21 protein-coding genes, 1 tRNA gene and 1 pseudogene are annotated in these 18,226 nt (G+C 68.1%); 12 read left to right on the top strand and 11 right to left on the bottom strand.

Going from position 1 to position 18,226, the window contains the following annotated elements:
• Positions 1-81: 81 nt before the first annotated feature.
• Both ACLBX9_RS24195 and ACLBX9_RS24190 read right to left on the bottom strand, forming a co-directional pair.
• Positions 82-825, bottom strand: a complete 744-nt coding sequence (locus ACLBX9_RS24195; protein ID WP_010683565.1) for an ABC transporter ATP-binding protein — start codon at positions 823-825, stop codon at positions 82-84.
• Positions 818-1,576, bottom strand: coding sequence for an ABC transporter ATP-binding protein (locus tag ACLBX9_RS24190; protein WP_010683566.1), 759 nt, complete (start codon positions 1,574-1,576; stop codon positions 818-820). The genes ACLBX9_RS24195 and ACLBX9_RS24190 overlap by 8 nt, the downstream gene beginning before the upstream one ends.
• A 199-nt stretch (positions 1,577-1,775) precedes the next feature.
• Between ACLBX9_RS24190 and ACLBX9_RS24185 the strand changes: the two genes are divergently transcribed.
• From ACLBX9_RS24185 to ACLBX9_RS24175, 3 genes are all read left to right on the top strand, one after another.
• Complete coding sequence (locus ACLBX9_RS24185; RefSeq protein WP_447720719.1) at positions 1,776-2,654, top strand: 2-dehydro-3-deoxygalactonokinase; 879 nt, start codon at positions 1,776-1,778, stop codon at positions 2,652-2,654.
• Entirely contained in the window at positions 2,651-3,286 is a 636-nt protein-coding gene (locus tag ACLBX9_RS24180) for a 2-dehydro-3-deoxy-6-phosphogalactonate aldolase (RefSeq protein WP_447720718.1), read from the top strand. The genes ACLBX9_RS24185 and ACLBX9_RS24180 overlap by 4 nt, the downstream gene beginning before the upstream one ends.
• A 202-nt stretch (positions 3,287-3,488) precedes the next feature.
• A complete protein-coding gene (locus tag ACLBX9_RS24175; RefSeq protein WP_447720811.1) occupies positions 3,489-4,655 on the top strand; it encodes an alanine racemase in 1,167 nt (388 codons plus the stop codon).
• 16 nt (positions 4,656-4,671) lie between these two features.
• Here the strand turns inward: ACLBX9_RS24175 and ACLBX9_RS24170 are convergent, their stop codons facing one another.
• The 9 genes and pseudogenes from ACLBX9_RS24170 to ACLBX9_RS24130 all read right to left on the bottom strand — a co-directional run bounded on the left by ACLBX9_RS24170 (position 4,672) and on the right by ACLBX9_RS24130 (position 9,508).
• A complete protein-coding gene (locus ACLBX9_RS24170) occupies positions 4,672-4,911 on the bottom strand; it encodes a hypothetical protein (RefSeq protein ID WP_447720717.1) in 240 nt (79 codons plus the stop codon).
• Positions 4,912-5,060: 149 nt separating this feature from the next.
• The gene (locus ACLBX9_RS24165) at positions 5,061-5,234 is read right to left on the bottom strand and encodes a hypothetical protein (RefSeq protein ID WP_010683571.1); all 174 of its coding nucleotides are present in this window, start codon (positions 5,232-5,234) and stop codon (positions 5,061-5,063) included.
• A gap of 142 nt (positions 5,235-5,376) precedes the next feature.
• Positions 5,377-6,297: a histone deacetylase family protein gene (locus ACLBX9_RS24160; RefSeq protein WP_447720716.1), complete on the bottom strand. Its 921-nt coding sequence runs from the start codon at positions 6,295-6,297 to the stop codon at positions 5,377-5,379.
• Positions 6,294-6,941 (bottom strand): NAD(P)/FAD-dependent oxidoreductase, encoded by a 648-nt coding sequence (locus ACLBX9_RS24155; RefSeq protein WP_447720817.1) that lies wholly within the window; start codon positions 6,939-6,941, stop codon positions 6,294-6,296. The genes ACLBX9_RS24160 and ACLBX9_RS24155 overlap by 4 nt, the downstream gene beginning before the upstream one ends.
• A gap of 150 nt (positions 6,942-7,091) precedes the next feature.
• Positions 7,092-7,196, bottom strand: a pseudogene (locus ACLBX9_RS24150) (NAD(P)-binding protein); the annotation flags it as partial.
• 443 nt (positions 7,197-7,639) lie between these two features.
• Positions 7,640-7,837, bottom strand: a complete 198-nt coding sequence (locus ACLBX9_RS24145) for a hypothetical protein (RefSeq protein WP_447720715.1) — start codon at positions 7,835-7,837, stop codon at positions 7,640-7,642.
• 658 nt (positions 7,838-8,495) lie between these two features.
• Positions 8,496-8,571, bottom strand: a tRNA-Phe gene (locus tag ACLBX9_RS24140).
• A gap of 104 nt (positions 8,572-8,675) precedes the next feature.
• Positions 8,676-8,858, bottom strand: a complete 183-nt coding sequence (locus ACLBX9_RS24135; RefSeq protein WP_447720714.1) for a DNA gyrase inhibitor YacG — start codon at positions 8,856-8,858, stop codon at positions 8,676-8,678.
• The gene (locus tag ACLBX9_RS24130) at positions 8,855-9,508 is read right to left on the bottom strand and encodes a Maf-like protein (RefSeq protein WP_447720713.1); all 654 of its coding nucleotides are present in this window, start codon (positions 9,506-9,508) and stop codon (positions 8,855-8,857) included. The genes ACLBX9_RS24135 and ACLBX9_RS24130 overlap by 4 nt, the downstream gene beginning before the upstream one ends.
• Before the next feature lie 359 nt (positions 9,509-9,867).
• Here ACLBX9_RS24130 and ACLBX9_RS24125 point away from each other — a divergent pair, with 359 nt between their 5' ends.
• From ACLBX9_RS24125 to ACLBX9_RS24085, 9 genes are all read left to right on the top strand, one after another.
• The gene (locus ACLBX9_RS24125; protein ID WP_010683575.1) at positions 9,868-10,077 is read left to right on the top strand and encodes a hypothetical protein; all 210 of its coding nucleotides are present in this window, start codon (positions 9,868-9,870) and stop codon (positions 10,075-10,077) included.
• Positions 10,078-10,232: 155 nt separating this feature from the next.
• Entirely contained in the window at positions 10,233-10,478 is a 246-nt protein-coding gene (locus ACLBX9_RS24120) for a hypothetical protein (protein ID WP_010683576.1), read from the top strand.
• A gap of 285 nt (positions 10,479-10,763) precedes the next feature.
• The gene (locus ACLBX9_RS24115) at positions 10,764-11,972 is read left to right on the top strand and encodes a polyhydroxyalkanoate depolymerase (RefSeq protein WP_447720810.1); all 1,209 of its coding nucleotides are present in this window, start codon (positions 10,764-10,766) and stop codon (positions 11,970-11,972) included.
• A gap of 125 nt (positions 11,973-12,097) precedes the next feature.
• The gene (locus ACLBX9_RS24110; protein ID WP_447720712.1) at positions 12,098-14,707 is read left to right on the top strand and encodes a TIGR02302 family protein; all 2,610 of its coding nucleotides are present in this window, start codon (positions 12,098-12,100) and stop codon (positions 14,705-14,707) included.
• Positions 14,708-14,778: 71 nt separating this feature from the next.
• The gene (locus ACLBX9_RS24105; RefSeq protein ID WP_010683579.1) at positions 14,779-14,964 is read left to right on the top strand and encodes a twin transmembrane helix small protein; all 186 of its coding nucleotides are present in this window, start codon (positions 14,779-14,781) and stop codon (positions 14,962-14,964) included.
• Between the two features lie 141 nt (positions 14,965-15,105).
• Positions 15,106-15,732 carry an acyloxyacyl hydrolase gene (locus ACLBX9_RS24100; RefSeq protein WP_010683580.1) on the top strand — a complete coding sequence of 209 codons (627 nt, stop codon included), beginning with the start codon at positions 15,106-15,108 and terminating at the stop codon, positions 15,730-15,732.
• A gap of 13 nt (positions 15,733-15,745) precedes the next feature.
• Positions 15,746-16,318: a cob(I)yrinic acid a,c-diamide adenosyltransferase gene (locus ACLBX9_RS24095; RefSeq protein WP_447720711.1), complete on the top strand. Its 573-nt coding sequence runs from the start codon at positions 15,746-15,748 to the stop codon at positions 16,316-16,318.
• Positions 16,319-16,479: 161 nt separating this feature from the next.
• Positions 16,480-17,229 (top strand): electron transfer flavoprotein subunit beta/FixA family protein, encoded by a 750-nt coding sequence (locus tag ACLBX9_RS24090; protein ID WP_010683582.1) that lies wholly within the window; start codon positions 16,480-16,482, stop codon positions 17,227-17,229.
• Between the two features lie 63 nt (positions 17,230-17,292).
• Positions 17,293-18,226 (top strand): electron transfer flavoprotein subunit alpha/FixB family protein (locus ACLBX9_RS24085; RefSeq protein ID WP_447718962.1); only part of this gene is annotated, 934 nt, incomplete at its 3' end.

Raw genomic sequence — 18,226 nt, 5'->3', positions numbered from 1 at the left:
CCTCCAACGGCACGGTGGATTTGCACCGGCCAAGTATCGGGGCACCGTTTGCTGGCGCGTGTGCGGCTTTTAGCGCTAACCTCAGACGCCGAGATAGGCGTGAAGCTTGTCGATATTGGCGTCAAGCTCGGCATTGGGGATCATGTCGACAACCCGACCCTGCTCGATCACGAAGTGCCGGTCCGCGAGCGTCTGCGCGAAGCGGAAGTTCTGCTCAACCAGCACGATCGTGTAGCCCTGAGCCTTCAATTGCTGGATGGTCCGGCCGATCTGCTGGACGATGACCGGCGCGAGACCTTCCGTCGGCTCGTCGAGCAGGATCAGCTTGGCGCCGGTCCGCAGGATCCGGCCGATCGCCAGCATCTGCTGCTCGCCGCCGGAGAGCTTGGTGCCCTGACTGCCGGCGCGCTCCTTGAGGTTCGGGAAGAGCTGATGGATGTCGGCCACCGACATCCCGCCCGGCTTCACCCGGGGCGGCAGCATCAGGTTCTCGTGGACCGTGAGGCTCGCGAAGATCCCGCGCTCCTCCGGTACGTAGCCGAGCCCGAGGCGGGCGATGTTGCGCGAGGCCATCCTGATCGTCTCGACGCCGTCGTAGACGATCGAGCCGGCCCGCTTGCCGAGGATGCCGATGATCGCCCGGAGCGTCGTGGTCTTGCCGGCGCCGTTGCGGCCGAGCAGTGTGATCACTTCACCGGCGCGCACGTCGATGTCGATGCCGTGGAGGACGTGGCTCTCGCCGTACCAGCCCTCCAGCCCGCGGACGGTGAGGAGGGAACCGGTCGCGGAGGCCGGCGTGACCGTCTTCAGCGCCGCCTCAGGCATGTCCCGCCCCGATGTAAGCTTCGACCACGCGCGGGTCCTTCGAGACGGTGGCGTAATCGCCCTCCGCCAGCACCTGGCCGCGGGCCAGGACGGTGATGCGGTCGGACAGCGACGCCACCACCGAGAGGTTGTGCTCCACCATCAGGATGGTGCGGTCCTTGGAGACGCGGCGGATGAGCTGCGCCGTGCGCTCGACGTCCTCGTGGCCCATGCCGGCCATGGGCTCGTCGAGGAGCAGCATCTCGGGATCGAGGGCCAGCGTCGTGGCGATCTCGAGGGCGCGCTTGCGGCCGTAGGAGAGTTCGACCGCGAGAACGTCGGCGAAGTCGGACAGGCCGACCGCCTCGACCAGCGCCAGCGCCTCGCCGTTGAGCGCCCGCAGGACGCGCTCGGGCCGCCAGAAATCGAAGGAATCGCCGCGCCGCCGCCGCTGGAGCGCGATGCGGACGTTCTCCATCACCGTGAGGTGGGGGAAGACGGCGGAGATCTGGAAGGAGCGAACGAGGCCGAGCCGGGCCACGTCGGCCGCCTTCATGCCGGTGATGTCGCGATCCTTGTAGCGGATCTTGCCCGCGGTCGGGATCAAGAACTTGGTCAGCAGGTTGAAGCAGGTGGTCTTGCCGGCCCCGTTCGGTCCGATCAACGCGTGGATCGTCCCGCGCTCCACCTGCAAGGCCACATCGTTGACGGCCCGGAATCCGCGGAATTCCATCGTCAGGCCATCGGTCGCCAGGATCACGTCCCGTGCCAAGCGCGTCCCTCCCGGACATACATTCTTGCCGGCCATATCGCCGATCCACCTGGGATCCGTCCATCGCAAACGCCCGACGCGATGCGACAATCCCCGGTGACTGATATCTTCCGCCTCCCCGCGGAGGCGCCCCGCAACGGCGCTTGACCGCCCGAGGGCAGGCGCTTAACTCAGACAAATTGCCACCGGGAGCTGTCGCATGGGTGGTCGAGCGGCCTATCTCGCCGTCGACTGGGGCACGACCAACCGGCGCGCCTACGGGGTCGCGGCCGACGGCGCAGTTGTGGACAGCCTGCAGGATGATCGCGGCGTCCTGGCTCTGGGTCCCGATGACTACCCCGCCGCGGTGGCAGACCTGCGCCAGCGCCTCGGTGCATACGAGGTCGTCGCCAGCGGGATGATCGGCTCCAGCCGAGGCTGGCGAGAGGTCCCCTACGTCACCGCGCCGGCCACCCTTGAGCACCTGGCGTCGGCCAGCCCGGAGGTTGCGCCCGGATTCCGGATCATCCCGGGTGTCGCGCTGACGGACAGCAAGCGGCCCGATGTCATGCGGGGCGAGGAGATCCAGGTGCTCGGGGCGATCTGCACCGGCGCGGCGCCCCCGACCGCGCTGTTCTGCCAACCCGGCACCCACAACAAGTGGATCGCGACCATCGAGGGCGCGATCGCGACGTTCACGACCGTGATGACGGGCGAGATTTTCGCGCTGCTCCGCGCTCATGGCGTCCTGGCAGGAATGCTCGACGCCCGGGTTGCCGACGGCGCCGCGTTCCGCCGCGGGCTCCGCCGCGGGATCGCGTCCCAGAATCTGGCCGCGACCCTGTTCGAGGTGAGGGCCGGGGTGCTCCTCGACTGCCTTGCGCCGGCCGATGCCGCCGCCTACGCCAGCGGCATCCTGATCGGGGCGGACGTGGCCACCCGCGAGGATCTCGCCAGCCGGCCGGTGCATCTGCTGGGCGGCGGTCCGCTGGCCACCCTCTACGCCGTCGCGATTGCCGAGGCAGGCGGCACGCCGATCGTCGTGCCGGACGGGTTCACCACGGCCGGGATCCACGCCATCTGGAGCCACCGCGCATGACCATCCTGGATCGATTCGAGGCGGCCTTCGCCGCCTGCCCCCTCGTGGCGATCCTGCGCGGTCTGACGCCGGAGGAAGCGCCGGAGGTGGGCGAGGCCCTGGTTCAGGCCGGGTTCACCCTGATCGAGGTTCCGTTCAACTCGCCCAATCCGCTGCGCAGCGTCGCGATCCTCGCCGAACGTCTGGCCGGGCGCGCCCTGGTGGGAGCCGGCACGGTGCTGACGACCGCTCAGGTCGAGGCGGTCGCCGCCGCCGGCGGGACGCTCGTGGTTTCACCCAACACCGATGCCGCCGTGATCCGGGCCAGCGTCGGGGCCGGTCTGGTCTCGCTGCCCGGCTACCAGACGCCGACTGAAGCCTTCGCGGCGCTGGCGGCCGGCGCGACCGCGCTGAAGCTTTTTCCCGCCGATGTCGCCTCGCCCGCCGCCCTCAAGGCGCACCGTGCCGTCCTCCCTGCGGGAAGCCGCGTGCTCGCCGTCGGCGGCGTCACGCCGGACGGCATCGCGACCTGGCGTCAGGCCGGAGCCGACGGCTTCGGACTGGGTTCGAACCTTTACCGCCCCGGGAAGTCGGCGACGGAAGTCGCCCGGGACGCAACCGAATTCGTCGCCGCCCTCCGGCGATCCGCCTAGGGCGCTTTCCCCTGAAGAGGATGCCGCTCCGGCGCAAGAGAACGCATTTCAGCATGACTCGGGAGCCGTGCCCGATCGCGACACGATCAGGCACAGCTTCGAGGCCCGGTTGCATCTGCGACCGATCTTCAGCCGCAGGTGTTGGACCGGCGATCGCACGGGCCTATCAGGCCGGATCGTTTCGGGCGGCGGGAGCAGAGGCATGGTCGATGAGCGCGCGCAGGCGTCCGGGGACGACGGTCTCGACGGGCTCGAAACGCCGTGCCTGATCCTCGATGCGGACCGTCTCAAGGCCAATGTCGACGGGATGCGCCGGCGCCTCGACAAGTTGGGAGTCGCGTTACGACCTCATTTGAAGACTGCGAAATCACTTCCCGTGGCGCGAATGGCCATGTCGCGGCCGGACGGTCCCGCTACGGTCTCGACCTTGCGCGAGGCCGAATATTTCGCCGAAGGCGGCGTCCGGGACATGATCTACGCGGTGGGCATCGCGCCCCAGAAGCTCGATCGGGTCGGGGCCATCCGCAGGCGCTGGGCAGCCGATCTGGCAATCGTCCTCGATTCACGCGCGCAGGCCGAAGCGGTCGCGCTCTGGAGCCGCCGCGCAGGCGATGCGCTCCCGGTGCTGATCGAGGTTGATGCCGATGGTCACCGGTCGGGCGTCGACCCGCGGGATGCGGAGCAGTTGCGGGCGATCGGCGATGCGCTCGCGGAAGGGGCCGAGCTGCGCGGCGTCCTGCTCCATGCCGGCGACAGTTACGGGCTCAGCGACCCGGTTGCGCTGCGCGCGGCCGCGGAGGCCGAGCGGTCGGCCGCGGTCGCGGCGGCCTCGATCCTCCGGGACGCGGGCCTGCCCTGCCCCATGGTGAGCATCGGCTCGACCCCGACCGCGCGCTACGCCGCCCACCTCGAAGGCATCACCGAGGTGCGGGCTGGGGTGTTCATGATCGGCGATCTTTTCCAAGCCGGGGTCGGCTCCTGTGCGGTGGAGGAGATCGCGCTCACCGTGCTGACAACGGTCATCGGCCATCAGAACCAGAAAGGTTGGATCATCACGGATGCCGGCTGGATGGCCCTGTCACGCGACCGGGGCACGGCCAGACAGGCGATCGATCAGGGGTATGGCATCGTCTGCGATCGTGCCGGGCGTCCCCTTGAGGATCTGATCGTCCGGGACGCCAATCAGGAACACGGCATCCTTGCCCTGCGGGCTGGTGCGTCGGCCGCGCTACCGGATCTTCCGATCGGCACGCGCCTGCGCATCCTGCCGAACCACGCCTGCGCCACCGGGGCGCAGCACGATCGCTACCATGTCGTCGCCGGAGGCCGGCACAAGGGCGAAATCTGGCCGCGCATCAACGGATGGTGACGCGCGGCCTTCGGTCTTATCGACGGGTGGCGACGCTTCGGACGGACCCGCCCTTCTGGTCCATGACGACGCGGCAGGCCGTGCTCAGGCTAACGCGCCGCTCGCGCAGACAGGCCGTGATCGCCCCGGCGTTGGGAATCTGCGCCGCGCAGAGGCGCAGGACATCCGGGGTGCAGGCCGAGCGCTCATCCGGCGTCTCGGCGAGGGCCGGTGCCGCGCCAACGATGGTGAGCAGGGCAAAGAGGGCGGGTTTCATCGAAGCGTTCCCCCGTAAACAGATGCGAGTGAATGGAGCGGCCAAGTCTGGGCACCGGGCGAGAACGCCGTCGACGCCCATTATTTCCGCGGCTCGCAGGCGTGATTTGCCGCGGGCATACTCCGGGATGCTGCGAGGGTGCGCACGGTTCAGGGACGCGTCACCGGGGCGATGGCACCCGTGGCGACCGGATCGGTCAAGGCCGCGCCGATCGACGGCTGCGCTCGCTGCCGGTCGACCTTGTCGGCGGAGACGAGCGCGGCGGCGATCAGGGCCGAGACGGCCAGCGTCGCCTTCACCACATTCCAGAGCCGCGCGAACATGGCCGAGCCTCACCGATTTACGGAGCGCGAGCGGCGGATCTGCCACGCTCAGCGGTTCGGTCATCCTCGGCGGCAGCCCTTCCCAAAACCTTTCCCGCCGGCATCTACATTGATGTCCGTCGGGACCTGATGCATTCGCGCCTCACACGGCCGACGGTTCGATTGACGCTTCGGCCGCCAGCGCCTCGAAGACCAGCGCGTGTCGTTGCGCCAACGCGTCCACGTCCGTCGTGTAGCCGCCGCCGATCACCGCCACGAGCGGGATGCCGCGCGCACGGGCCTGGGCCACCACCAAGCGGTCCCGCGCCAACAGCCCCCCATCGGTGAGGCAGAGCCGGCCGAGGCGGTCGTCGCGGTGGGGATCAACCCCGGCATTGTAGAACACGATGTCCGGAGCGAGGGCGTCGAGGAGGGCCGGCAAGCGTGCGCGGAGAACCTCGAGATAGCCGCTGTCCTCCAGACGATCCGGCAGCCCGATATCGAGATCGCCGGCGATTTTCTGAGCGGGGTAGTTGTTCTCGCAATGAACGGAGAGGGTGAACAGATCCGGCGACAGGGCGAGGCAGTCCGCCGTACCGTCCCCCTGGTGAACGTCGAGATCGACCACGAGGGCGCGCTGGATCAGCCGCTCGGCCTGCAATGTGCGCGCGGCCACCGCCACGTCGTTCAGCACACAGAACCCTGCGCCCTGCCGGCGCCGGGCATGGTGGCTGCCTCCCGCGGCGCTGCCGGCCAGCCCTTCCGCGAGCGCGAGTCGCGCGGCCAGAAGGGTCCCGCCCACCGAGGCACGGGAGCGTCGGACCAAAGCGTCATCGACGGGCAGGCCGATCGCCTTTTCGATGTCAATCGATACGGCGCCGTCGAGAACTGCAGCGACGTAGGCCGCGTCGTGGGCGCGCACGAGGACGTCCGCGCTGGCCGGCTCCGGCATCACGAAGCCGAGCGGTGCGAGCCCTCTGGCGATCAGGGTCTCGGCGAGGAGACCGTATTTCCGCATCGGAAACCGTTGGCCGGACGGAAGCGGTGCCTCGTAGGCCGGATGGAAGGCGATCGGCGGGATCACGCTGCCAAGACCCGATCGGTCAGTATCGCCTCGGCGAGTGCCAAGCCACTATCATGGGCGGCCTCGATACGGGGGCCGAGGCACCAATCGCCGGCGGCGCCGAGGCGCATGGTGCCGTCGTACAGACAGGGACGGCCGAGCGCGGTTTCGACCGCAGCGTAGCGCCAACGATGCGCCCCGGCATAGGCCGGCCTCAGATCGGCGCCAAGTTCTTCCTCCGTGGCTTGGACGAGGGCGGAGACGATCGCTTCGCGCGGTTCCTCGAGATGGAGGCGGGACCATGCCGGCGTCGTATGAACGGTGAGCCGGGTGCCACCCGGCCGGCCCGGCTTTGAAGAGTCGCAGGCGATAAGGCTGATTGGCGCCCGTCGAGGCTCTATCAGGTTCGCCGCTACGCCGATCTCGGTCGCAATCATCAGCGACCAGCAGGGCGCATAGATCGCGCGCTCGACCCCCGGCAGCGCCAGGCCGGAGGCATCGAGCAGCGCCGCGACCTGCGGTGCCGGGAAGGTGATCGCGACGGCCGCGAAAGGACCGTGGACTGCACCCCTATCGTCCTCCAGATGCCAAGTGGCCGCGTTCCGATGAATGCGCCTGATCGTGGTGGCGGTCGCGACGGAAAGGTTGCGGAGGAGATCGCGCACCGGCGCTGTCATGTCTGGAACGCCGACCCATCGCCTGGAACCGGCCCAGGGCGCGACGATGCCCCGCCGCTCCCAATTCTTCAGGCGGGATGCGAAAGCCGGACCATGAGCCCGCATGAACTGCGCACCGTGATCGAACTGCAGCGCATCGACGCGGCGCAGCGCCATCCGGCCGCCAATGCCGCGACCTTTGTCAAAGACCCGAACCGGCTGCCCGGCATCGGCGAGACGCCGCGCAACGACGGCGCCGGCCATGCCGGCTCCCAAAATCGCGACAACCTGTTGCGTCTCCACAATGCCGCCCTGTCGTACGCGACTCCGCTCGCCGCACGATCCGAAACCTAGCGGAGCCCGGTGCGTCAGTCAGGGCGACCGCCTGTCACGATCAATCATTGGACGAGGGGTGACCCGGCCAGGGATACGGTTGACGATCCATTAGCGACGGATGCCGATTTAAAGGCGCTTCAACCTCGGGAACACCGACCTGCTTGCGCTCTTCCTGGAGCAGAGCGTGCATCGCCGGCCTGTCATGCGATGCCGGTTGTTCGCGCGGGCGACCTCTTGGCCGCGACATTCGCGTGGTAGCCGCTGTCCCGGTTGATGAGATGGGACCGACGGCGCCCCAGGCCTCCAGGGGGCCCTGGCCAGGATCAGCACGACATCCGTGCGGAACGCTGCCTTCAGCGTCGCCGACGCCATCAAAGCGTCGATGTCGTGCTGATAGGCCGCGAGGGCGGCGGGGCGATCAGCAGGGCCTGGGCGTAGGCGCGGCGGATTTTTCCGGGCGTGCGGATCAGGCTCTCGAGCGGGTCAGTTACATTGTTGGACTGATCGATCATGAAGACGGGTGCCGCTGCGCGGTCCTGCAGCTCCATCAACTCGTTGAGGACTGACATCACAATTGCATTCTCTTTCTGAGATGCGCTTGGCGAGCGGTCGCTTGATGGCGCGGAGGACCCGTTCGCCCGCAAGGGGCTCGACGGAGTAGCTCTCTCACGTTCGATAGGGCGACATGTCCGCGTGTCGCCGCGAGGGACTGCGACGAGCGACGGTGCAGCGCGGCTGTTTCCTCAGGACGCGATTGACGACTATCCGCGCGCTGCGTTCTCCCATGGCAGAGTGTCGTCGACAGCCTGTTTTAATGCATATCCTTCATTATGGCAAATTATATTGTCGTCTTGATCAATACATTCTGGAAGCAGCAATGATAAGTATTATTTTTTTAAGCTCAATTCGTCCGAGGTAATCGCAGGTGACAAATCTTGTGGCATTTGCCGCTTGCGAAGCCAGGGAGCGTGTTGAGTTGCTGTCAGATCGCGAAGCGTGGCCCTTAGCCGATCGCCGGACACAAAGACAGGCGCCCGCAATGTAGCGTTATCACGCGCTCACGAAAGCGAGACTTTCGACACGGTAAAGCATCGCTGCTTCGTGGATTCGGCCCATATCGTGCGCCGATTTATCGACCGGATAATTGGCCCGTGGATCTTTCGTGCTTATTTCGGCCAATCCGGATAAACCGGACGCTCTCAGTCAGCGAAATGCTTAGGAGACTGATGGTGCCCAGGGGCGGAATCGAACCACCGACACTGCGATTTTCAGTCGCATGCTCTACCAACTGAGCTACCTGGGCGTCGTCCGCGCCGGTGTCGGCCTCGGACGCCGCGGGGTATAGTCAGTGCTTCGCGGCCTGTCCAGCCTGCCAAGCCGCCGATGATGCGGAACTGCCGGAAAAAATCAGCGCTGGGAATCCTCATCGCGGGGTGGCTCGTCGGAGTCGATCTCCTCCGGCAGGGCGTAGCGCTCGTTCAGCCAGCGTCCGAGATCGACGTCGGCGCAGCGCTGGGAGCAGAACGGCCGGTACTCCGGTGCGGCCGGCCTTCGGCAGATTGGGCAAGCCGGGCGCAAATCCCGTTTCATGCGAGGGCGCCCCAGCCGGACCGGATCGGATATCCCTCGCCGTCGAGGAGGCTCATGGTCTCGTACAGCGGCAAGCCGACCACAGCGCTGTAGGAACCCACGAGTTTAACCACGAATGCGCCCGCAAGCCCCTGGATCGCGTAGCCGCCAGCCTTTCCGCGCCACTCGCCCGAGGCGACATAACCCTGGATGTCACGGCCCGAGAGCCGCTTGAAACGCACCCGAGTCTCGACGACCCGCTCCCTGCGACCGCGCGGCGACAGCACGCAGACGGCTGTGAATACCCGGTGCTGCCGCCCGGACAGCAGACGCAGGCAATCCGCCGCCTCATCCGGTACCTCGGCCTTCGGGAGCACGCGGCGGCCGACTGCGACGACTGTGTCGGCCGAGACCAGCCACGTCGGCGTCGCCCTGTCGTCCAGATGGAGCGCGGCTTCCGCGGTCGCCAGCTTGGTGCGGGCGAGCCGCCGGGCGAGTTCGCGCGGAGGCTCGGCCTTGCGCGGCGTTTCATCGACTTCGGCAGGGAGCAGCGCATCCGGCTCGATCCCGATCTGCTGCAGGAGGGCGAGCCGGCGGGGCGAGGCGGAGGCCAGAACGAGGCGGGTCTTCGGCCTCTCCGTCGGCCCGACTGCTTCAGGTGTGGCGTCCATGGTGTTCCATTCGCACGGGCGGCCCGGAGCGGCGCGGACTCCTGCTCAGGAACGCCGTCATCGGCCAGGACAGCCTCAATCCGCCTGCCTGATAAGGGAATGGGTCGGGGTTGTGAACCGAAGGCGATCCGGAAGCGCGCGGACGAGGGGCGCCGAACCTTCGCTTGAATCCATCGAAGACACCGTGGACCGCACGACACGTCCGGGACCGCAGCTGCGCCGATTTCGCAAGCTCCCGGTGACGACGCGCAGGCATGTTCGAGTATTCGATGCTGCCCGCCTCCGACGTTGCGGCCGGCTGTAACTGATCATTAACCAAACGCAGCGGACAGTACCGCGGTCGCGAGAGGTCAAGCCCGATGCTGAACGCTGATCCGCTGCTGCCGCGCCCCAAGCTCATCAATGCCGCTCTGCTGGCCCGCGCCCTAGACGGCTTGAAGCCGAAGGTGAGTTCGCCGGTCGAGATGTGGCAGAAGCTCACGGATCAATACGTGGTCGATCTCGACGCCGTCGCAGCACTCCTCCCGGTCAGTGAGCCGGAAACGCATTGGCTGGCCGCCCGCGACTGAGCTGCTGCATCACCCCTTCACCCGTGCCGGCCTCTTGGCACGTGACGTGCACAACCGTTCGAAGACCGGAGGAAGCACCCAGGCAACGACAACGCGGTGGCTCGCACGCCGGAGCACCCCGCGGACCTTTCCATCACTCGAAGATGAGGTCGGTCATGTCGGAATTGCTCTCTGTTGCCTTGGTCTGCGCCGGGACTTTGCTCGCGCAGGATTGCTCCCGCGACACCGCCCTCGACGTCATCGTCTCCCCGGCGCACACGCCCATGGAGTGCTTGATGCACGCTCAGGCCATGGCCGCGCAGGCCGGCCTTCCCGGCGGCAGCGACCGATATCTGAAAATCGCCTGCGAGCACCGCCGCGGAGCGGGTGAGCCCGCCGCCATCGTGCGCCGCGCGTCCTGATTGCGGGCTGACCCGTCCTGCCACGTCCTGCACGAGACCGCGGCGCCAACGCGACGCGTTTTCCATCCGGCCGTCCTGTCCTGATTCGGCGCGTTGAGACCGGATGGTGCATCAAAGCCACGTCGGCACCATTCCCAATGGGATGAGCCTAAAGGACAGTTGCGGGTCACAACCCTCGAACCCATCCTGCACGGCCACGCTGATGCGGCTCCGGCCCCTGCATCCGCCGACGGTGACGCTCCGATGGCCCCGTGCTGGGCATGGTTCCTGCGAGTTCCTGCCCCGATGATGTACGACACGTTCGACCTGCAGACTGACATCGCCGCCCAGACCCGGGCTTGGGGGCAGCTCCTGAACGATGTCTGGTCGCCCTGGCTGAGGCTGGGTGAGCCGATCACCTGGATGTCCGCGGGGGCGCGAATGATGATGCGCGCCGGACTGACCTTCGCCCGCCCTGCCTACGGGATCGAGGCTGTGATGGTCGGCAACCGCACTGTTCCGGTTGTCGAGGAGCCCGTCGAAGTCACGCCCTTCGGCACTCTCCTGCATTTCAGGAAGGACATTCATACCGACCAGCCGAAGGTGCTGATGGTGGCTCCGATGTCTGGGCATTTCGCAACGCTCCTGCGCGCCACCGTCCGCACGATGCTGCCAGACCACGACGTCTACATAACCGACTGGCACAACGCCCGCGACGTGCCGCTGGCGGACGGACAATTCGGCTTCGACGATTACGTCGGTCATCTCGTTCACTTTCTGCAGGCAATGGGTGATGGTGCTCATATGGTGGCGGTTTGCCAGCCGGCTGTGCAGGCGCTGGTGGCGGCCGCCGTGATGGCGCAGACGAAGGACCCAGCCGCGCCGCGCAGCATGACCCTGATGGCCGGTCCGGTGGATTGCCGAATCAATCCGACGGGGGTGAACGAACTCGCGACTTCGAAGCCAATCGAGTGGTTCGAGCAGAACCTCATCGCTACCGTGCCGACCCGTCACAGGGGCGCGGGCCGCAGGGTCTATCCGGGCTTCGTCCAGGTCTCCGCCTTCATGGCAATGAACGCCAAGCGGCACATCCAGGGTCACGCCGACCTGTTCTGGCACATGGCGAACGGCGAGCACGCCAAGGCCGAAGCCATCGGGGCCTTCTACGACGAGTATTTCGCCGTACTGGATCTGGCGGCTGAGTTCTATCTGGGGACGGTCAAGACTGTGTTCCAGGATCACACTCTGGCGCGGAACGCGGTCAGCTACCGCGGTGATCCGATCGACCTTCGCGCGATCCGCCGGACGGCCCTGATGACAGTCGAAGGCGAGCGGGACGACATCTGCGCCGTCGGACAGACGATGGCAGCTCACGACCTCTGCACGGGCCTCGCACCTTACATGCGAACCCACCATCTGCAGGCTGGGGTCGGTCACTACGGCGTCTTCGCCGGCCGGCGCTGGGAGCAGCAGATCTACCCGCAGGTGCGCAATTTCATCCAGTCGCACAACTGAGCGGCAGACGAGCCCCTCACGTCGCGCCGATTTGACCCGCCGACTGCCACAGCCCACCATGATAGCCTACTCGAATGGGGCCCGGATCGTGCCGGACCTCGCAGGCATGGGGCGGAACGCGCGGCGTGATCGGCAGGGACGGCTTCGGCAGCGACAGCAGCAAAACCGGCTCGGAACCGGCCCGATCCGCGGCGGCCGCGCACCTCGATCGCTTGGTGGCTCAGGCGCGCGCCGCTGCGCTCTGGGAACAGGCGTGGCCGGTGCTGTGGCGCGGCTTGGGCGTCGGGCTGCTGTTCCTCGCGCTGTCTTGGTCCGGGCTGTGGCTCGACCTGCCGCCCGTCGGACGCCAGATCGGGTTGGCCTTTCTGGCGGTCTCGCTGGTCGTCGCGGTCCTGCCCCTCATTCACATCGCCCGGCCGGATCGGCGCGCGGCGCTCGCCCGGATCGACCGGGAGGCGGCTTCGCGCAACAGCTCCCTGCGCCACGGTCCCGCCTCCGCGGCTCAGGATAGCTTGGCGGTCGGTGCGGCGGATGCGGGGAGCCGGACGCTCTGGGAGCTCCACCAGCGCCGCGCCGCTCAGGCCGTTGCAGCCCTTCGCGTCGGCCTGCCTCGCCCGGGCATGACCCGCCGCGATCCCTATGCTCTGCGTGCCGGTCTCGTCGTCGCCGCCGCTGCCAGCCTGTTCGCGGCGGGTCCGGAGTGGCGCGAGCGTATCGGCGCGGCGTTCGACTGGCGGGAGCCCGCGGCGCCGGGCCCGAACTTCCGCGTGGACGGCTGGATCGACCCACCCCTCTACACCCGCCTGCCGCCGCTGCTCATCGCTATGGACGGGAGCGACCAACATCTGCGCGCACCGGTCAACGCGCAGCTCATTGTGCGCATTGCCGGTCAAGGCAAGGCCGCAGCGGACACGATGCTGACCCCCAACGCGGGACTGGTCCCAGTGCCCGGCCAGGACGCGCGCCCGGATCTGCGCGAGGAACGATACCGCATCATCGGAGGGGCCGAGCTGGTCATCGTCACGCCGGCGGGCCGGCAGCGCCTCACCGTGGACGCGATTCCGGACCGTCCGCCGGAGGTGACTGCCGTGGGTGGGCCCGAGGTGAACGGACGGGGCACCTTCAACCTGACCTACCGGGCAAAGGACGATTATGGGATCAGCACAGCCGAGGGCGTGATCGAACCACTCAAGGCGGGCCGATCCCTCGTTCCCGTGCCGCGCATTGCCCTCGCCCTGCCGCCCGACGCTTCTGGAGAGGGCGACACCAAGACCCTCGTAGACCTGACCGAGAGCCCGTGGTCCGGCGCGCGGGTGCGCTACCACATCGTCGTCAAGGACGAGGCTGGCCAGGAGGGCCGCACGCCCGACACCGAGATCACGCTGCCGGCGCGCCCATTCCGGGAGCCGCTTGCGCGGGCGCTCGCCGAGGACCGCCGCCGCCTCGTCACCGCCCCAGACACCGATCGCCGCTGGGTGCAAGGCGCGCTGGACGCGCTCCTCGTCGCGCCCGACACCTTCACGCCCCAGCCCGCCATCTTCCTCGGTCTCAGGACGGCCACGGAGCGGCTGCGCAGCGCCAAGACCGATCCCGAACTCGTCGAAGTCGCCGATCTCCTCTGGGCGATGGCCCTGAAGATCGAGGACGGCGACCTCTCGGACGCCGAGAAGCAGCTGCGTCAGGCGCAGGACCGACTCAAGGAGGCGATCGAGCGCAACGCCCCCGACGACGAGATCAAGCGGCTGACCCAGGATCTCAAGCAGGCCCTCGACAAGTTCCTGTCCGAGATGGCCCAGAAGCAGGGCCGCGACCCCCGGGACGAGAGCGAGCGCAGCCAGGGCAATCAGCAATCGAAGACCGTCACGCCGCAGGATCTCGACAAGATGATCCAGGACATGGCGGAGGCGATGAAGCGGGGCGACACCGCCGAGGCGCAGCGCCTCATGGAACAGCTGCGCAACATTCTGGAGAACCTTCAAACAGCCGAACGCGGCAGCCGCTCGGATCAGGCGGCCCGCGAGATGCAGAAGCAGATGCGCGACCTCGATAACATGGCGAAGGAGCAGCAGGGGCTGCGCGACGAGACCTTCAAGGACGGCCAGGAGCAGCGCGGCGGCCAGAGGCCGCAGAACCGCGGGCAGCAGCAGCAGGGACAGCGCGGACAGCAGGGCAGCCAGGGCCAGCAAGGGCAGCGGCAGCAGGGACAGCAAGGGCAGCAGGGCCAGGGACAGCAGGGCAACGTCGGAGAGCGCCAGCAGGGGCTGCGACAGCGTCTTGAGGAACTGGAGCAGCGCATGAAGGAGAACGGCATGCGCGGCGAACAGGGTCTCTCCGATGCCGAGGATGCGATGCGCGAGGCCGAGAACGCCCTCAAGCAGGGTGATTCCGGCGAGGCAGTGGATGCCCAGGGGCGGGCGCTCGACGGCCTGAAGCGCGGTGCCGAAGGCATGGCGCAGCAGATGCAGGAAATGGCCGAGGGCCAGGGCGAGGGTCAGCAGGACGGCGGCCAGCAGCCCGGGCAGCAGGGTCAGGCCGGGGCCCGCGACGACGATCCGCTCGGCCGCCCCACGCGCGGCCGCGATATGAGCGACGGACGGGTGCGCGTTCCCACCGCCGACGAGTCGGCGGTCCAGCGCGCCCGCCGCATCATGGAGGAGTTGCGGCGCAAGCTGGGTGACCCGACCCGGCCCCGCGAGGAACTCGACTATTTCGAGCGCCTCCTCCGCCGCAACTGAAACCCCGACAACCCCAAGACGCGACGCGGCGCCTGCAATAGGGTGCCCGTCCGGCCCGGATCCACGCCGCCATGTCGTCCAACACCCTGGTCCTTCTCGCCTGCCTGGCCGTCGCCGCGGTCCTGTTCTTCGGCCTAGCCAACATGATGCGGGGCGGGAGCGCGAACCTCTCGCAGAAATTGATGCGCCTTCGCGTCCTGCTGCAGTTCGTGGCGATCCTGATCATTATGGGCGTCGTCTGGTGGCGCTCAGCCTGAGCGCGTTCACCGACGAGTGTGACTGCGCCGCCGCACCGAATGCCTTTCGCCGCGGCGGCGGATGAATTGCCCGCATTCGGCCGCGGACGTCGTGCTACGCTCGGTAGTGACGAACTGCTACGCCTCCACGGCCGAGACCGCATGACTGCCCCCCTCCGTACCTGCTTCATCGGCCTCATCACCGGTGTGGCGATCATGCCCGTCTCTGCAGCCGACGCGCCGCCGCTTCCGGTCGCCTACGCGGCGCCAGCTCAGCCGCTGAGCATCGTCTCCGAAATCCGAATCGGTGGATCGGTTCAGGATCCGGGCAGTGCCGAGGGCAAGCTCCCCGGCTTCAGCAAGGCCAACATCAACGGCGAGATCCTCTTCGCCAAGCCGCGGATCAGCGCCGACCCGTTCTGGCAGGCCTTCGTTCCGCGGCCGACGGTCGGCGGCAGCTACAATACCGGCGGCCGGACCAGCTACGCGTATCTCGGCGCCACCTGGACCCTCGAAGTCTTCCCCGAGACCTTCAACCGACGGATCTTCCTCGACGGTTTCTTCGGCGGCGTGGCCCACAACGGCTATACCGGCCCGAAGGCGGACACGCCCTACGGTTTCAACACACTCGGTTGCTCCCCCATGTTCCGCGAGGCCGCCGCCCTGGGCTATCGCATCACCGAGCACTGGAGCATCATGGCCACCATCGAGCACATGTCGAATGCCGGCCTCTGCGCGAACAACCGCGGCCTGACCAATTACGGCGGCAAGATCGGCTACACCTTCTGAGGCACTTGTCCCCGTGGTCAAGCTCAACCGCATTTACACACGCACGGGCGACAACGGCACGACCGCGCTGGCGGACGGGCAGCGCCGCTCAAAGGCGGACCTGCGGGTCGAGACCTACGGGACAGTCGACGAGACCAACGCCTGCATCGGTATGGCGCGCCTGCACACGCAGGGCCGCCTCGACGGGATGCTCGGGGCGATCCAGAACGACCTCTTCGACCTCGGCGCGGATCTCGCGACGCCGCCCACCCCGGAGCCGCTGCCCTATGAGCCGTTGCGGATCGTGGCGAGCCAGGTCGAGCGGCTGGAGCGGGACATCGACTCCCTGAATGCGGCGATCCCGCCGCTGAAATCCTTCGTCCTGCCTGGAGGCTCGCCGGCCTCCGCGGCTTTGCACCTCGCCCGGACCGTCTGCCGACGGGCCGAGCGGCTTGCAGTCAGTCTGGCTGCCCGCGAGGACGAGAGCGTCTCCCCCGAGGCCATCCAGTATCTCAACCGCCTGTCGGACTTCCTTTTCGTCGCAAGTCGCGCGGCGAATGCGGACGGGGCCGACGACGTCCTCTGGGTACCCGGCGCCAACCGCTGATCCGGGCTCAGCCTTTTCAGGCACCCTCCACCGCGCCGCGTTGACAAGGCGGAAATGTGGCCGCTACGGTCCGCGCAGCTTGCGTGCCTGCCCCGGTCCCGGTGGCCTTGGAAGTGGCGTGCACGACGACAAGAATCCTCCGGGGAAGGATCGAAGCCGCCATGAAGGTTCTGGTGCCCGTGAAGCGGGTGGTGGACTACAACGTGAAGATCCGCGTGAAGGCCGACGGCTCCGGGGTCGAGCTCGCCAACGTGAAGATGTCGATGAACCCGTTCGACGAGATCGCCGTCGAGGAGGCGATCCGGCTGAAGGAGAAGGGCACGGTCAGCGAGATCGTGGCGGTGTCGATCGGCCCGCAGCAGGCGCAGGAGACGCTGCGCACGGCGCTGGCCATGGGCGCCGACCGCGCCATCCTGGTCAAGACCGACGTCCCTTGCGAGCCGCTGGCGGTGGCCAAGCTGCTGAAGGCCGTGGTGGAGAAGGAGAGCCCGCAGCTGGTCATCCTGGGCAAGCAGGCCATCGACGACGACGCGAACCAGACCGGCCAGATGCTCGGCGCGCTGCTCGGCTGGCCGCAGGGCACCTTCGCCTACAAGGTCGAGGCCGGCGAAGGCAGCCTCGACGTCACCCGCGAGGTCGACGGCGGCCTGCAGACGGTCAGCCTGACGCTGCCGGCGATCGTCACCACCGACCTGCGCCTCAACGAGCCGCGCTACGCGAGCCTGCCCAACATCATGAAGGCCAAGAAGAAGCCGCTCGACGAGCTGGCGCCGGACGCGCTGGGCGTCGACGTGACGCCGCGGCTGACCGTGCTCAAGACCGCCGAGCCGCCGGGCCGCTCGGCGGGCGTCAAGGTCGGCTCGGCCGCCGAGCTCGTGCAGAAGCTCAAGGTCGAGGCCGGCGTCATCTGATCCGCTCCGCGCGGCTCCCGCCCCGGTCGAGCCCCGCGCCCCCCTTCGAGGACACACACGACCATGACGACACTCCTCTTCGTCGAGCACGGCCACGGCCAGATCAAGGACGGCACCCTCAAGGCGCTCTCCGCGGCCCGGGAGATCGGCGCGCCGGTCCACGCCCTGGTGCTGGGCGCCGGCTCCGGGCCGGCGGCCGCGGCGGCGGCCAAGCTGGAGGGGGTCGAGAAGGTCCTGCACGCCGAGGACGGCGCCTACGACCACGACCTCGCCGAGCCGGTCGGCGCGCTGCTGGCGGCGATCGCCGAGCCCTACGACACGATCATCGCCTCGGCCTCGACCACGGGCAAGAACGTGCTGCCGCGGGTGGCCGCGCTCTTGGACGTGGCGCAGGTGTCCGACATCATCAAGGTGGTCTCGCCGGACACGTTCGAGCGTCCGATCTACGCCGGCAACGCGATCCAGACCGTGCAGGTGCCGTCGGGCAAGCGGGTGATCACGGTGCGCACGGCGGCGTTCAAGGCGGCGGCCGAGGGCGGGGCGAGCGCGCCGATCGAGCCGGTCGCGGCGGCCGCGCCGGAGGCGGGCGGCTCGCGCTTCAAGGGCGAGGAGATCGCCAAGTCGGATCGTCCGGAGCTGGCCTCGGCGCGGATCATCGTGTCGGGCGGGCGCTCGCTCGGCTCGTCGGACCAGTTCCACGCGCTGATCGAGCCGCTGGCCGACACGCTGGGCGCGGCGGTGGGCGCCTCGCGGGCGGCGGTGGACGCCGGGTACGCGCCGAACGACTGGCAGGTGGGGCAGACCGGCAAGGTGGTGGCGCCGGACCTGTACGTGGCGGTGGGCATCTCGGGCGCGATCCAGCATCTGGCGGGCATGAAGGACTCGAAGGTGATCGTCGCCATCAACAAGGACGAGGACGCGCCGATCTTCCAGGTGGCCGATTACGGCCTCGTCGGCGACCTCTTCCAGGTCGTCCCAGAACTCCAGGCCGAGATCG

Source organism: Methylobacterium sp. A49B (assembly GCF_053346215.1).
The sequence above is the reverse complement of the archived record's forward strand: the minus strand, read 5'-3'. Positions and strand labels throughout refer to the sequence as shown.